Here is a 13,478-nt window from a genome sequence, read left to right on the forward strand (position 1 = left end):
CTATCAGGCCGGTTCGACCTGCAGCGCGACCCGTTCGCGACACGGGCATTCGTCCATGTAGCGATGCGCTTCGACAAACTCGGCAAACGGGAAGACCCGAGTCTTGAGCGGCAGCAGAACGCGGTCGGCGGTCAGTTGATTGATATCGCGCAAGGCACGTTGCAGTGCGGCCTGGTCCTGGGTGATGCCCAGTTCCGGTTTGCCCGTGAAGTTGCCGATGCAGTGCACGAAGAACTGAATGTTCTTCTGGAACGCTGCGCAGGCCGGGAAAGGCGTCTGGTTGCCACCTTGCAGGCCGTACAGCACCAGGCTGCCGCGAGGGGCCAGCACATCGCCCAGCAACGACATCTGCGGACCGCCCAAACCATCGAACACCACGTCCACGCCACGGTTATCGGTGATCTTGTTGATCCGCATCAGCAGATCTTCTTCCTCGGTGACGATCACTTTATCGGCACCCAACGACAGCAGGTATTCACGTTCCTCCGCTGTCTTGGTCGCGGCGATCACTCGAACACCCAAGGCCTTGCCCAGTTGTACGAACGAAGGTCCGGCGCAATGACTCGCGTCAGTCACCAGGGCGAATTGCCCGGGCTTGACCCGTGCCAGATCGGCATAGGCGAAATAGGCAATCAACAACGGCGTGTAGTGCACGCTGGCTTCAATCGGGCTGAGCACATCCGGATAACGGGTGACTGACGAGCGCGGCAGCACGATCTGCTCACCGTAGACCGGGTAGTCATTCGGGCTTTGGGCCGGAAAGCTGGCGACCTTGTCACCGACTGCCAGGTCATCGACGCCATCACCGACAGCGGTGACGATACCGGCCATCTCCTGGCCAAGGCCCGAAGGCAGACGGGCATGGGACGGGGCCAGGTTCTGGCGCCACAGAGTGTCAAACCAGCTGATGCCGATCGCCTCGACGCGCACCTGCACTTCGCCCGGTGCAGGCAGAGCCGTCGCATGCTCTTCGCATTTGAGCACCTCGGCTGGACCAAACTTGTGAAAACGGATCGTGCGGGACATCGCAAACCTCGCCAAATGAACCTCTAATGCCTTGAACTCTAGCTGGGCTTTCAACCCAACACTATCAGTGGCTATTAATAGTCGACATGCCTGTCATTGATTCCGCAGCGGCGGCAACATCGTCAAATGTCGTAAGAAACCGAAGCAGCCTATGTAGGAAAAACTGAATTACCCGGTGCAGAGTACCAGCCTTTCCCCGTAATATTCCTGCTGGCCATTGTTCTCATGTGGCCGCCCACGTCAAGTTTGCTGACTCTGCCAGGACTCCAGATGAATCGTAATGACCTGCGTCGTGTCGACCTGAACCTGTTGATCGTTTTCGAAACATTGATGCACGAACGCAGCGTGACCCGTGCTGCGGAAAAACTGTTCCTCGGCCAGCCAGCCATCAGCGCGGCGCTCTCGCGCCTGCGCGGCTTGTTCGATGATCCTTTGTTCGTGCGCACCGGCCGCAGCATGGAGCCGTCTGCCAGGGCGGTCGAGATCTTCGCCCTGCTCTCCCCGGCGCTGGATTCGATTTCCACCGCTGTCAGCCGTGCGGCCGAGTTCGATCCTGCCACAAGTACCGCCGTGTTCCGCATCGGCCTTTCGGACGACGTCGAGTTCGCCCTGCTGCCCATGCTGCTCAAGCGCCTGCGTGCCGAATCGCCGGGGATCGTGCTGGTGATACGTCGAGTCAACTACATCCTGATGCCGGGGTTGCTGGCCTCCGGCGAGATATCCATCGGTGTCAGCTACACCACCGACCTGCCGGCCAACGCCAAGCGCAAGGTGCTGCGCCGCAGCCAGCCGAAGCTGTTGCGCGCCGACACCGTGCCGGGGCCGTTGAGCCTGGATGATTACTGCGCTCGCCCCCATGCGCTGGTGTCATTCGCTGGTGACCTCAGCGGCTTTATTGACGAAGAACTGGAGAAACTCGGGCGCAAACGGCATGTGGTGCTGGCCGTGCCGCAGTTCAACGGGTTGAGTACCCTGCTCGCCGGAACCGACATCGTGGCTACGGTGCCGGACTACACCGCCGATGCGCTGACTGCCGCTGGCGGCGTGCGGGCTGAAGATCCGCCGTTGCCGGTGCGCAGTTTCGAACTGCATATGGCTTGGCGCGGGTCCCAGGATAACGATCCGGGGGAGCGCTGGTTACGGTCGCGGATTCAGATGTTCTTCGGGGATCCGGATAGCCTCTGAGAAGGCGGCGCAGGCCTGAATGAAAACGGGCGCCCTTACAGGCGCCCGTTTTGTTGTAGCGGGTTGCATGACCGTCATCGGGTACATCGACGTCGAACCGGGGAGGATCAGCAAAAGAATTTCGTATACCCTAGCGTTATCTCACTCCAAATGACCGCCGCCGTGAACCTACCCAAACTCAACGCACCCGACCTTGGTAACACGCCTTCGACTTCGGAAATCATCACCCGCCATCTGCGGGATGCCATTGTCGCCGGGCATTTTGCCGAGGATGAGCCGATCCGCCAGGACGACATCGCCCGCCAGTTCAATGTCAGCAAGATTCCGGTGCGCGAAGCCCTCAAGCGGCTGGAGGCCGAAGGGTTGGTGATGTTCCAGCGCAATCGCGGGGCGATGGTCACGCGGGTTTCCGATGCGGAGCTGGCGCAGATGTTCGAAGTGCGGATGTTGCTGGAGGACAAGATTCTGCGCCTGGCCATTCCGAACATGACCGAAGAGACCTTCGCCCGTGCCGAGCGCATCTGTCAGGAGTTCATCGGCGAGGACGACGTGGGGCGCTGGGCCGAGCTCAACTGGGAGCTGCATTCCTGCCTGTACGAGCCGGCGCAGCGACCGTTTCTGGTGAGTCTGATCCGTTCGGTCAACGACAAGCTGGAGCGTTATCTACGCATGCAGATGAGCTTGTCGGCCGGTAAGGAACGGGCCGATCACGAACACCGCGAGATCCTGGCGGCGTGCCGCGCCGGGGATGTGGACCTGGCGGTGAAGCTTCTGGACGAGCACATTGCCGGCGTCTGCAAGACACTGTTCGAGCACCTGCCCCACACCCACTGACCGCTGCGGATGCTGTGCCGATTTCGTCATCGACACAGACTAAATCCATCAAGCCGACACCCCGCCGCACGGGCCACTCTTGCGTTCACTCAACCGAATGGACGTGGCCCTCCCATGAAACGCATCTCTGTGATCGACTCCCACACCGGCGGCGAACCGACCCGCCTGGTGACCGCCGGCTTTCCTGACCTGGGCACCGGGAGCATGGCCGAACGGCGCAAGGTATTAGCCGAACAGCATGATCAATGGCGCGCCGCCTGTATGCTGGAACCACGGGGCAGTGACGTACTGGTGGGCGCCCTGCTCTGCACGCCGGTGGACCCCGGCGCCTGTGCCGGGGTGATTTTCTTCAACAACACCGGTTATCTGGGCATGTGCGGCCACGGCACCATCGGCCTGGTCGCGTCGTTGGCGCACCTGGGCAAGATCGGCCCCGGCGTGCACAGCATCGAAACGCCAGTGGGCACGGTGCAGGCAACCCTGCACGAAGACCACTCGGTGAGCGTGCGCAACGTACCGGCCTACCGTTATCGCAAGGCGCTGGCGGTGCAGGTGCCGGGTATCGGCCAAGTGGTCGGTGATATCGCTTGGGGCGGCAACTGGTTTTTCCTGATCGCCGAGCATGGCCTGCGGGTGGCCGGCGACAACCTCGAAGCGCTGACCGCTTACACCTTCGCCGTGCAGCAAGCATTGGAAGCCCAAGGCATTCGCGGTGAAGACGGCGGCTTGATCGATCACGTCGAGTTGTTCGCCGATGACGATCACGCCGACAGCCGCAACTTCGTGCTCTGCCCCGGCAAAGCCTATGACCGTTCGCCCTGCGGCACCGGCACCAGTGCCAAACTGGCATGCCTGGCGGCCGACGACAAGTTGCAACCGGGGCAGATCTGGCGTCAGGCCAGCGTCATCGGCAGCGAGTTCGAGGGTTCCTACGAACTGCAGGGTGAGCGCATCGTGCCGACCATTCGTGGTCGCGCGTTCATCAGTGCCGAGGCGAGCCTGATCATCGAACAGGACGACCCGTTCGCCTGGGGCATTCGTCCATGAACGAGGGTCAGGTGGCCGATGTGATCGTGATCGGCGCCGGCATTATCGGCGCTGCCTGTGCCCAGGCGCTGGCCCGTCGCGGCTTGCAGGTGCTGGTGCTGGATGCCGGCCTGCACGGCGCCACGGCCGCCGGCATGGGCCACTTGCTGGTACTCGACGACAACCCCGCCGAACTGGCCCTGAGTCAATATTCGTTGCAGCGCTGGCGTGAACTGGGCGCGGACCTGCCCGACAGCTGTGCCTACCGCTGCAATGGCACGCTGTGGTTGGCGGCGAATGCCGAAGAAATGGCGGTGGCCCACAGCAAATTCCTGAACCTGCAAGCCCAGGGCGTGGCTTGCGAACTGATCGGCGCCAATGCCCTGCGCCAGCGCGAACCGGAACTGAGCGAAGGACTGGAAGGCGGCTTGCTGATCAATGGCGACGGCATTCTATACGCCCCGGCGACGGCCAGATGGATGCTCGAAACACCGAACATCCGCCAGCGCCGGGCACGGGTCAGTGCGGTCGAAGGCAACCGCGTCTGTCTCGATGATGGTCACTGGTTGAGTGCCGATGCCGTGGTGTTGGCCAACGGTATTCAAGCCAACGAGCTGTGCCCGGAATTGCCCATCGAGCCGAAAAAAGGCCACTTGCTGATCACTGACCGCTACCCCGGCAGCGTCACCCATACGCTGGTGGAACTGGGTTACGTCACCAGTGCCCACAACGCCACGGGGCCGTCGACCGCCTGCAATATCCAGCCGCGCCCCACCGGGCAACTGTTCATTGGCGCCTCGCGGCAATTCGGCACCACCGACCCGCAGGTCGAAGGCTGGATGCTCGCGAAAATGCTCAAGCGTGCCGCCGAGTACATGCCGGGGCTGGCCCGGCTCAATGGCATCCGTGCATGGACCGGTTTGCGCGCCGCCAGCCCCGACGGCTTGCCGCTGGTGGGCCAACATCCTCAACGTCAAGGCCTGTGGCTGGCAGTCGGTCACGAAGGACTGGGCGTAACCACCGCCCCCGGCTCCGCCGATTTACTGGTGGCGCAACTGTTCAACGAAACCCCGCCACTGGCCGCACAACCTTATCTGCCCCAGCGTTTTCTCGGAGAACCGGTCTATGCCTGAATTGTTGCTGGACGGCCACGCCCTGAAAGTCGCCGAAGGCACCAGCGTCGCCGCGGCTCTGGCGCTGGCCAGCGACGGCTGCACGCGCACCTCAGTCAGCGGTCAGCGCCGTGCGCCGCTGTGCGGCATGGGCATTTGTCAGGAATGCCGGGTGACCATCGATGGCCGGCGTCGCCTGGCTTGCCAGACCCTGTGCCGTGACGGCATGCAGGTGGAGACCCGCCCATGAATGAATATGCTGATCTGTTGATCATTGGCGCTGGCCCTGCCGGGATGAGCGCCGCCCTTGCCGCCGCCCCCAGCGGCGCCCGCATTGTCATGCTCGACGACAACCCGCTGCCGGGCGGGCAAATCTGGCGCGACGGCCCTCAAGCCAACGTGCCCGGTCAGGCCCGGCGCCTGCACGAGCGTGTGGCGTCGTGCAACAACATCCGCCATCACGCCGGTACCCGGGTGATCGCCAACCCCGGCGCGAAGCAACTGCTGGTGGAAGATGACGCTCATGGCTGGTTGATCAGCTACGACAAACTGATTCTGTGCACCGGCGCCCGTGAATTGCTGCTGCCCTTCCCCGGCTGGACCCTGCCGGGTGTCACCGGAGCCGGTGGTTTGCAGGCGCTGATCAAGGCCGGTTTGCCGGTGCAGAACGAGCGCGTGGTGATCGCCGGCAGCGGCCCGCTGTTACTGGCCAGTGCCGCCACCGCCAAACAGCATGGCGCGCAAGTGCAACGCATCGCCGAACAAGCCAGCCGCAGGGCCGTCGCCGGTTTCGCCGCGCAACTGCCACGCTGGCCCGGCAAATGGCTGCAATCGTTCAGCCTGTTCGACCACCACTACCGCACCGCCACCCACGTATTGGCGGCGCTCGGCACCGACCGAGTGGAAGGCGTGCGCCTGCAACAACAAGGCAACATCGTCGAACTGGAATGTGATCGGCTGGCCTGTGGTTTCGGGCTGATTCCGAATATTCAGTTGGGTCAGGCACTGGGTTGCGCCATCGAAGATCAAGCCATCGCGGTGGATGCCTGGCAGGCCAGCAACCGCGCTGATCATTATGCGGCGGGCGAATGCACAGGGTTCGGCGGCAGTGAGCTGGCCTTGGTGGAAGGAGCAATCGCCGGCCATGCAGCGGTCGGCAATCTGGAAGCCGCCCAGCAATTGTGGCCGCGCCGGGCGCGCTGGCAGGGTTTCGCCAAGGCGCTGAACAGCGCGTTCGCCCTCGACCCGCGACTCAAGTCCCTGGCCCAACCCGACACCCTGGTTTGCCGCTGCGAAGACGTGCCCTACGCGGCATTGACCGGTCACTCTGACTGGCGCGAAGCCAAACTCGCCAGTCGCTGCGGCATGGGCGCCTGCCAGGGCCGGGTGTGTGGCGGCGCAGTGCAGCATTTGTTTGGTTGGCAGCCCTCAGCACCGCGCCCCCCCTTCAGCCCGGCGCGGATCGAAACCTTGATGTCCCTGGACGATACCCCGCCAGCGTGATGACCACGCCAGGGGTTTCGGCCACGCTGCCGAGTCTCTATGATCCCGGGGGTCACCCTCAGACCCTCAGCGCCATGTATCCCTCGCTCACCACCTTTAAACCTTGCGATCTGCCGACGCTGCTGAACAGCCTTCAGCCCATCGCGCCGTTGCTCGACACCCTGTCGGACGTGGTGTTTTTCATCAAGGACTGCGAGGCCCGCTACGCCTTCGTCAACCAGACCCTGGCCCGGCGCTGTGGTTTCAAACACAGGGACGAGCTGCTGGGGCGCACCGCCGAAATGGTCTTCCCGGAACGCTTCGGTCCGCTGTACACCGAGCAGGATCGACGAGTGCTGTCCAGCGGTCGCGAACTGGCCGATCAGCTGGAGCTGCATTTGTATTATGGCAATCAGCCGATCTGGTGCCTGACCCACAAACTCGCCTTGAAGGATGAACAGGGTCGAATCGTGGGCCTGGCCGGTATCTCCCGCGACCTGCAATCGCCGCAGTCGAACCATCCGGCGTTCCAGAAACTCGCCGCCGTGGATGCCCATATCCGCCGCCACTTCGCCCGCTCCATCAGCCTCGCCGAACTGACCGCCATCGCTGGCTATTCCGTGGCGCAATTGGAGCGGCACTGCAAACGGGTGTTCCAGCTCACCCCACGGCAAATGATTCACAAGGCGCGCCTGGAAGAAGGTTCGCGGTTGTTACTGCACACCGAGTTGCCGATCACCGAGATTGCCTTGCGCTGTGGTTACACCGACCACAGTGCGTTTAGCCGGCAGTTTCGGGCGTTGACCAGTTTGTCGCCGAGTCAGTATCGCGATAATCAGCGTTAGGCGGGAGATGAAGAGTGTTCCTTAAAGGTGCGCCCACACACCCATTGCTCCCATCTGTAACACTGCCATCGTTTGCCCAGGCTTCCACTCTCCCGCCCGTTGCTCCCCCGCAAGACCTCTACTTCGAGGCCTGACGATTTATTCACCGTCAGAACTGGAATCGGGCACGTTGATTGCTATTGTTAATATCGTATACGAAATCCCCAATACGATATTCAACAGCACTTCACATCAACGAGGCCTCTATGAAAAACCCCGCATTTGCCGTAGCCCTCAGCGCTGTTCTCAGTACTTCCTTTATCGCCACTGCCCAGGCCGACAAGCTCGACGACATCATTGGTTCGGGCAAGCTGCGCTGCGCCGTGACCCTGGACTTCCCGCCCATGGGCTTTCGCGATGCCAGCAACTCGCCGGCCGGCTTCGATGTGGACTATTGCCGCGACCTGGCGAAGATCCTCGGGGTCGAGGCCGAAGTGGTGGAAACGCCGTTCCCGGATCGCATTCCGGCACTGGTCTCCGGGCGAGCTGACGTGATCGTCGCGTCCACCTCCGACACCCTCGAACGCGCCAAGACCGTTGGCCTCACCGTGCCCTACTTTGCCTTCCAGATGGTGGTGCTGACCCGCGACGACACCGGCATCAACGGCTTCGACGACCTCAAGGGCAAAGCAGTGGGCAACACCAGCGGCACCTATGAGGCCATCGCCCTGGAGAAAGACGTGAAGAACTGGGGCTCGGGCAGTTTCCGAGCTTACCAGTCGCAGAGCGATACCCTGCTAGCCGTCGCCCAAGGCCACATCGATGCCACCGTGGTCACCAACACCGTGGCCGCCGCCACCCTCAAGTCGGGCAAATACAAAACCCTGAAAGTCGCCGGTAACGCCCCGTACGTCATCGACTACGTGTCCCTGGGTGCCAAGCGCAGCGAGTACGGCCTGCTCAACTACCTCAACCTGTTCGTCAACCAACAGGTGCGCACCGGTCGCTACAAGGAGCTGTTCGTTAAATGGGTCGGCACCGAGATCCCGCCGACCAACCTGACCGTGCCTCAGGTCTACTACTGAGATGTCCGGCATGCCTGGGCCAATTTCTCTGACCGGACGCAGCCTGGTGGCGGGCGCCGCGCAAGGCGCCCTGCTGTTCGCCGATGTCGGCTTGAGTTTCTGGGGCGGAGTCGATCCCTGCACGGGTGAAGTCATCGACCGCCATCACCCGCTCAGCGGCCAACACCTGGCCGGCCGCGTGCTGGCGATTCCCAGTGGTCGCGGCTCGTGCACCGGCAGCAGTGTGTTGATGGAACTGATCAGCAACGGCCATGCACCGGCGGCATTGGTGCTGGCCGAAGCCGACGAGATCCTGACCTTGGGCGTGCTGGTGGCGCAAACCATTTTTGCCCGTTCCCTGCCGGTGCTGTGCATCGGTCGGGAGGCCTTCGCCGCCTTGCGCGGCCAGGCCTTCGCCCGGGTCGAAAATACAACGCTGAGCCTGTTCGATCACCTGCCGGGCGACGCCTGGCAGGCGCTCGACAGCCCATTACCAAACTCTGACAGCACCGCCTCGATCAGTCTCACCCAGCACGATCGGGCCCTGCTCGATGGCCGGCATGGCAAGGCCGCGCAAATGGCCATGCAGATCGTCCTGCGTATGGCCGAACTGCAGGGTGCCGAGCACTTGGTGGATGTCACTCAAGCACACATCGACGGCTGCATTTACACGGGACCTGCGAGCCTGCGCTTTGCCGAGCAACTGGTGCAATGGGGAGCAAAAGTGCGAGTGCCCACCACCCTCAATTCAATTTCCGTCGACCAGCGCCGTTGGCGCGAACTGGGTATCGACCCGGCACTGGGTGAACCGGCCAGTGCCTTGGGCGATGCCTATATGGCGATGGGCGCACAGCTCAGTTTCACCTGCGCGCCGTACCTGCTCGACACTGCACCGAAGGCTGGCGAGCAAATCGTCTGGGCGGAATCCAACGCCGTGGTCTACGCCAACAGCGTGCTCGGTGCGCGCACCCTGAAATACCCGGATTACCTGGACATCTGCATCGCCCTCACCGGTCGCGCCCCGCTGATCGGCTGCCACCAGGACGCGCAACGCAAGGCCCGGTTGCAGATCGAATTGCCTGTCCTCGGTGAACTGGACGATGCCTTCTACCCGCTGCTGGGTTACCACATTGGTGCCCTGGCCGGCAGTCGCGTGCCGCTGGTGCTGGGACTCGAAAAACGCAAGCCGAGCCTGGACGACCTCAAAGCCTTTGGCGCGGCCTTCGCAACCACCTCTGCGGCGCCACTGTTCCACATCGCCGGGGTCACCCCGGAGGCCATTGACCCGGCGCATGTGCTGGATGCGGACACTTCCCTTCCCGTGGAAAAAATCCGTCTGAAGGACCTGCTACTGAGTTGGCGCGAACTCAACAGTGCTCGCGATAACCAGGTGGATGTGGTGTCGCTGGGTAACCCGCACTTTTCCCTCAGCGAGTTCGCTCACCTGGCGCGACTGTGCCAGGGACGACAAAGACACCCGGATGTGGTGCTTGCCATCACCTGCGGCCGTGCCGTGTTGGAGCAGGCCCGCGAGGCCGGGCACATCGCCGTGATCGAAGCGTTTGGCGCGACCCTGGTCACCGACACCTGCTGGTGCATGCTCGGCGAACCCGTCATCCCCCTGGCGGCTAAAACCCTGATGACCAACTCGGGCAAATACGCTCACTACGCACCGGGCCTGGTCGGCCGCAAGGTGCACTTCGCCAGCCTTGCCGAATGCGTCGACGCGGCCTGCACCGCAACGGCCAGCAGACGTTTGCCGGCCTGGTTACAACCTGCTGCCCTACTGGAGAGCCCTGCGCATGTTTGACTACAGTTTCCAATGGCGCTCCACCCTGCGCGCCCTGCCGGACATGCTTGCCGGTGCCATCGTCACCTTCGAGACCGCCGCGCTGTCGATGATCTTCGGCGTGCTGATCGCCTTGGCCCTGACGGTGATGCGCGAGGCCAAACACCCATTACTGCGCGGGTTCGGCAACGGTTGGGTATCGATTGCCCGCAACACCCCGTCGCTGTTCCAGATCTACATCCTCTACTTCGGCCTCGGTTCGCTGAACCTGCACGTCAGTTCCTGGTTCGCCCTGCTGGCCGGGATCACCTTCAACAATGCCGGGTATCTGGCGGAGAACTTTCGCGGCGGCCTCAAGGCCGTGCCTGACACGCAGGTGCGTGCGGCGCGTTCCCTCGGCATGAGTGCCTTCCAGGCCTACCGCATGATCATCGTCCCGCAACTGCTGCGGATCGTGTTCTACCCGCTGACCAATCAGATGGTCTGGGCAGTGTTGATGACGTCGCTGGGGGTGATCGTCGGGCTAAACAATGACCTGACCGGTGTGACCCAGGAATACAACGTCAAAACCTTCCGCACCTTCGAGTATTTCGCCATCGCAGCGGTGCTGTATTACTTGATTGCCAAGGCGATCGTCGCGGCAGCCCGGCTGATGGCCTGGCGGTTGTTCCGTTACTGAGGAGCTGTCCATGTTTTCCACCGATTTTTCCTCGAATGACCTGATGTTCCTGCTCAACGGTGCGTGGGTCACGATGCAACTGACGTTCTGGTCGATCATTCTCGGCTCCTTGGCCGGGTTGTTCTTCGGCCTGCTGCGGGCCTTGTTGCCACGGGCCAGCCTGCCGTTGGCCTGGGTGCTGGACGTGTTTCGCAGCGTGCCGCTGCTGATCCAGTTCGTGCTGTTCAACTCGCTCAAAAGCATCGTCGGTTTGAACATCAGCGCCTTTAGCGTCGGCTGCATTGTGTTGGGGGTTTACGCTGCGGCGTACTTCACCGAGATCGTGCGTGCCGGTGTGCTGGCGGTGCCGTTCACCGTGCGCCGGGCCAGCCGTTCGTTGGGGCTGAACTTCTTGCAGGACTTGCGCTGGATCGTCCTGCCGATGGCCACCCGAGTGGCGTTCCCCGGCTGGCTGAACCTGGTGCTCGGTGTAATGAAAGACACCGCGCTGGTGATGTGGATCGGCATCGTCGAACTGCTGCGCGCCTCGCAAACCATCGTCACCCGCATCCAGGAACCGTTGCTGGTGCTGTGCATCGCGGGCCTTATCTACTACGTCATGAGCCTGGTGGTCGCACGCCTGGGCGCTCGTCTGGAAAGAAGGTGGCAAGAAAATGATTGAGATCGACAACGTACATAAATCCTTCGGCAACCTCGAAGTGGTCAAGGGCGTCAACCTGACGGTGAACAAGGGCGAAGTGGTGTCGATCATCGGCGGCTCCGGCTCCGGCAAATCGACCTTGCTGATGTGCATCAACGGCCTGGAACCGATCCAGAAAGGCAACATCCGCGTTGACGGCGTCGAGGTCCATCACAGCGCCACCGACCTCAATCGCCTGCGGCAGAAAATCGGCATTGTGTTCCAGCAATGGAATGCCTTCCCGCACCTGACGGTGCTGGAAAACGTCATGCTCGCGCCGCGCAAGGTGCTGGGCAAAAGCAAGGCTGAAGCTGAAGAGCTGGCGGTCAAGCAACTGACCCACGTCGGTCTGGGCGACAAGCTCAAGACCTTCCCTGGCAAGCTGTCCGGTGGACAGCAACAGCGCATGGCCATCGCCCGCGCCCTGGCCATGTCACCGGACTACATGCTGTTTGACGAAGCCACCTCGGCCCTCGACCCGCAACTGGTCGGTGAAGTGCTGGACACCATGCGCATGCTCGCCGAAGACGGCATGACCATGGTGTTGGTGACCCACGAAATCCGCTTTGCCCGGGACGTGTCCGACCGTGTGGCGTTTTTCCGCAATGGGCTGGTACATGAGATTGGTTCGCCGGATCAGGTGATTGGCAATCCGGTGCATGCGGAGACTGCAGCGTTTCTGAAATCAGTGAAATAGCGACTGAGGCCTTCACAGGCGAAACAAGGAGCAAACCATGCGTTCATCAAAAGTCATTCATGTAGTCAGCTGCCACGCCGAAGGCGAAGTCGGCGACGTGATCGTGGGTGGTGTCGCCCCGCCGCCCGGCGCCACCGTGTGGGAACAGTCGCGCTGGATCGCCCGGGACGAAACCCTGCGCAACTTCGTCCTCAACGAACCCCGCGGCGGCGTGTTCCGCCACGTCAACCTGCTGGTCCCGGCCAAGGACCCACGGGCGCAGATGGCCTGGATCATCATGGAACCGGCGGACACCCCGCCGATGTCCGGCTCCAACTCGTTGTGCGTCGCCACCGTATTGCTCGACAGCGGCATCCTGCCCATGACCGAGCCGCAAACCCGCCTGGTGCTGGAAGCGCCCGGCGGCCTGATCGAAGCGGTGGCCGACTGCCGGGATGGCAAGGTGCAACGGGTGGAAGTGAAAAACGTGCCGTCCTTCGCTGATCGACTGGATGCGTGGATTGAAGTCGAAGGCATCGGCTCGCTGAAGGTTGACACCGCTTATGGTGGCGACAGTTTTGTGATTGCCGATGCCAAAGGCCTGGGTTTCTCCATCCGCCCGGATGAAGCGGCCGATCTGGTGGCGGTCGGGTTGAAAATCACTCGAGCGGCCAACGAACAACTGGGCTTCGTGCATCCGCTGAATCCCGAGTGGTCGCACATTTCCTTCTGCCAGATCGCCGCGCCCATCGTCAATGAGAACGGCATCGCCACCGGCGCCAATGCGGTGGTGATTCAACCGGGCAAGATCGACCGCTCCCCCACCGGCACTGGTTGCTCGGCGCGCATGGCGGTGTTGCACGCCAAAGGCTTGATGCAGGTTGGCGAGCGTTTTGTCGGCCGTTCGATTATCGGCTCCGAGTTCCACTGCCGCATTGATTCGCTGACCGAAGTCGCCGGCCGCGCCGCGATTTACCCGTGCATTTCCGGCCGGGCGTGGATCACCGGCACCCATCAATTGCTGCTCGACCCTAGCGATCCGTGGCCACAAGGCTATCGCCTGTCCGACACTTGGCCCGGCGCCTGATCACGCAATCCCTGA

14 protein-coding genes are annotated in these 13,478 nt (G+C 62.4%); 13 read left to right on the forward strand and 1 reads right to left on the reverse strand.

Features of this window, described 5'->3' with window-relative positions; genetic code table 11:
* Nucleotides 1-3: 3 nt before the first annotated feature.
* On the reverse strand, nucleotides 4-1,026 hold the full coding sequence (locus AABM52_RS15650; RefSeq protein ID WP_347906646.1) for a zinc-dependent alcohol dehydrogenase family protein: 1,023 nt from the start codon (nucleotides 1,024-1,026) through the stop codon (nucleotides 4-6).
* Nucleotides 1,027-1,296: 270 nt separating this feature from the next.
* On the opposite strand from AABM52_RS15650, the gene AABM52_RS15655 reads away from it, so the two are divergent.
* The 13 genes from AABM52_RS15655 to AABM52_RS15715 all read left to right on the forward strand — a co-directional run bounded on the left by AABM52_RS15655 (nucleotide 1,297) and on the right by AABM52_RS15715 (nucleotide 13,463).
* Nucleotides 1,297-2,211, forward strand: a complete 915-nt coding sequence (locus tag AABM52_RS15655) for a LysR family transcriptional regulator (RefSeq protein WP_154859968.1) — start codon at nucleotides 1,297-1,299, stop codon at nucleotides 2,209-2,211.
* Nucleotides 2,212-2,361: 150 nt separating this feature from the next.
* A complete protein-coding gene (locus AABM52_RS15660) occupies nucleotides 2,362-3,045 on the forward strand; it encodes a GntR family transcriptional regulator (protein WP_347906647.1) in 684 nt (227 codons plus the stop codon).
* Between the two features lie 114 nt (nucleotides 3,046-3,159).
* Nucleotides 3,160-4,092: a 4-hydroxyproline epimerase gene (locus AABM52_RS15665; protein ID WP_347906648.1), complete on the forward strand. Its 933-nt coding sequence runs from the start codon at nucleotides 3,160-3,162 to the stop codon at nucleotides 4,090-4,092.
* Nucleotides 4,089-5,204, forward strand: coding sequence for an FAD-dependent oxidoreductase (locus AABM52_RS15670; RefSeq protein WP_347906649.1), 1,116 nt, complete (start codon nucleotides 4,089-4,091; stop codon nucleotides 5,202-5,204). The genes AABM52_RS15665 and AABM52_RS15670 overlap by 4 nt, the downstream gene beginning before the upstream one ends.
* Nucleotides 5,197-5,433 (forward strand): 2Fe-2S iron-sulfur cluster-binding protein, encoded by a 237-nt coding sequence (locus AABM52_RS15675; protein WP_007994312.1) that lies wholly within the window; start codon nucleotides 5,197-5,199, stop codon nucleotides 5,431-5,433. The genes AABM52_RS15670 and AABM52_RS15675 overlap by 8 nt, the downstream gene beginning before the upstream one ends.
* Complete coding sequence (locus tag AABM52_RS15680; RefSeq protein ID WP_347906650.1) at nucleotides 5,430-6,686, forward strand: FAD/NAD(P)-binding oxidoreductase; 1,257 nt, start codon at nucleotides 5,430-5,432, stop codon at nucleotides 6,684-6,686. The genes AABM52_RS15675 and AABM52_RS15680 overlap by 4 nt, the downstream gene beginning before the upstream one ends.
* Before the next feature lie 74 nt (nucleotides 6,687-6,760).
* Nucleotides 6,761-7,510 (forward strand): AraC family transcriptional regulator, encoded by a 750-nt coding sequence (locus AABM52_RS15685; protein WP_033052353.1) that lies wholly within the window; start codon nucleotides 6,761-6,763, stop codon nucleotides 7,508-7,510.
* A 245-nt stretch (nucleotides 7,511-7,755) separates the two neighbouring features.
* Entirely contained in the window at nucleotides 7,756-8,574 is an 819-nt protein-coding gene (locus AABM52_RS15690) for a transporter substrate-binding domain-containing protein (protein WP_347906651.1), read from the forward strand.
* Nucleotides 8,575-8,584: 10 nt separating this feature from the next.
* Nucleotides 8,585-10,363 carry an aconitase family protein gene (locus AABM52_RS15695; protein WP_347906652.1) on the forward strand — a complete coding sequence of 593 codons (1,779 nt, stop codon included), beginning with the start codon at nucleotides 8,585-8,587 and terminating at the stop codon, nucleotides 10,361-10,363.
* Entirely contained in the window at nucleotides 10,356-11,021 is a 666-nt protein-coding gene (locus AABM52_RS15700) for an amino acid ABC transporter permease (protein ID WP_347906653.1), read from the forward strand. Before AABM52_RS15695 ends, AABM52_RS15700 begins: the two co-directional genes overlap by 8 nt.
* Before the next feature lie 10 nt (nucleotides 11,022-11,031).
* The gene (locus AABM52_RS15705) at nucleotides 11,032-11,682 is read left to right on the forward strand and encodes an amino acid ABC transporter permease (RefSeq protein WP_347906654.1); all 651 of its coding nucleotides are present in this window, start codon (nucleotides 11,032-11,034) and stop codon (nucleotides 11,680-11,682) included.
* Nucleotides 11,675-12,397, forward strand: coding sequence for an amino acid ABC transporter ATP-binding protein (locus AABM52_RS15710; RefSeq protein ID WP_047530195.1), 723 nt, complete (start codon nucleotides 11,675-11,677; stop codon nucleotides 12,395-12,397). Before AABM52_RS15705 ends, AABM52_RS15710 begins: the two co-directional genes overlap by 8 nt.
* 37 nt (nucleotides 12,398-12,434) lie before the next feature.
* Complete coding sequence (locus AABM52_RS15715) at nucleotides 12,435-13,463, forward strand: proline racemase family protein (RefSeq protein WP_347906655.1); 1,029 nt, start codon at nucleotides 12,435-12,437, stop codon at nucleotides 13,461-13,463.
* Nucleotides 13,464-13,478 lie beyond the last annotated feature (15 nt).

Source organism: Pseudomonas grandcourensis (assembly GCF_039909015.1).
GTDB classification, from domain to species: Bacteria; Pseudomonadota; Gammaproteobacteria; order Pseudomonadales; family Pseudomonadaceae; genus Aquipseudomonas; species Aquipseudomonas grandcourensis.

Excerpts from the sequence above, each read along its gene's own strand:
- AABM52_RS15680 (WP_347906650.1), top strand. The coding sequence starts at position 5,430 with ATGAATGAATATGCTGATCTGTTGATCATTGGCGCTGGCCCTGCCGGG.
- AABM52_RS15655 (WP_154859968.1), top strand. The coding sequence starts at position 1,297 with ATGAATCGTAATGACCTGCGTCGTGTCGACCTGAACCTGTTGATCGTT.
- AABM52_RS15710 (WP_047530195.1), top strand. The coding sequence starts at position 11,675 with ATGATTGAGATCGACAACGTACATAAATCCTTCGGCAACCTCGAAGTG.
- AABM52_RS15665 (WP_347906648.1), top strand. The coding sequence starts at position 3,160 with ATGAAACGCATCTCTGTGATCGACTCCCACACCGGCGGCGAACCGACC.
- AABM52_RS15705 (WP_347906654.1), top strand. The coding sequence starts at position 11,032 with ATGTTTTCCACCGATTTTTCCTCGAATGACCTGATGTTCCTGCTCAAC.
- AABM52_RS15650 (WP_347906646.1), bottom strand. The coding sequence starts at position 1,026 with ATGTCCCGCACGATCCGTTTTCACAAGTTTGGTCCAGCCGAGGTGCTC.
- AABM52_RS15675 (WP_007994312.1), top strand. The coding sequence starts at position 5,197 with ATGCCTGAATTGTTGCTGGACGGCCACGCCCTGAAAGTCGCCGAAGGC.
- AABM52_RS15685 (WP_033052353.1), top strand. The coding sequence starts at position 6,761 with ATGTATCCCTCGCTCACCACCTTTAAACCTTGCGATCTGCCGACGCTG.
- AABM52_RS15660 (WP_347906647.1), top strand. The coding sequence starts at position 2,362 with ATGACCGCCGCCGTGAACCTACCCAAACTCAACGCACCCGACCTTGGT.
- AABM52_RS15695 (WP_347906652.1), top strand. The coding sequence starts at position 8,585 with ATGCCTGGGCCAATTTCTCTGACCGGACGCAGCCTGGTGGCGGGCGCC.
- AABM52_RS15670 (WP_347906649.1), top strand. The coding sequence starts at position 4,089 with ATGAACGAGGGTCAGGTGGCCGATGTGATCGTGATCGGCGCCGGCATT.
- AABM52_RS15700 (WP_347906653.1), top strand. The coding sequence starts at position 10,356 with ATGTTTGACTACAGTTTCCAATGGCGCTCCACCCTGCGCGCCCTGCCG.
- AABM52_RS15715 (WP_347906655.1), top strand. The coding sequence starts at position 12,435 with ATGCGTTCATCAAAAGTCATTCATGTAGTCAGCTGCCACGCCGAAGGC.
- AABM52_RS15690 (WP_347906651.1), top strand. The coding sequence starts at position 7,756 with ATGAAAAACCCCGCATTTGCCGTAGCCCTCAGCGCTGTTCTCAGTACT.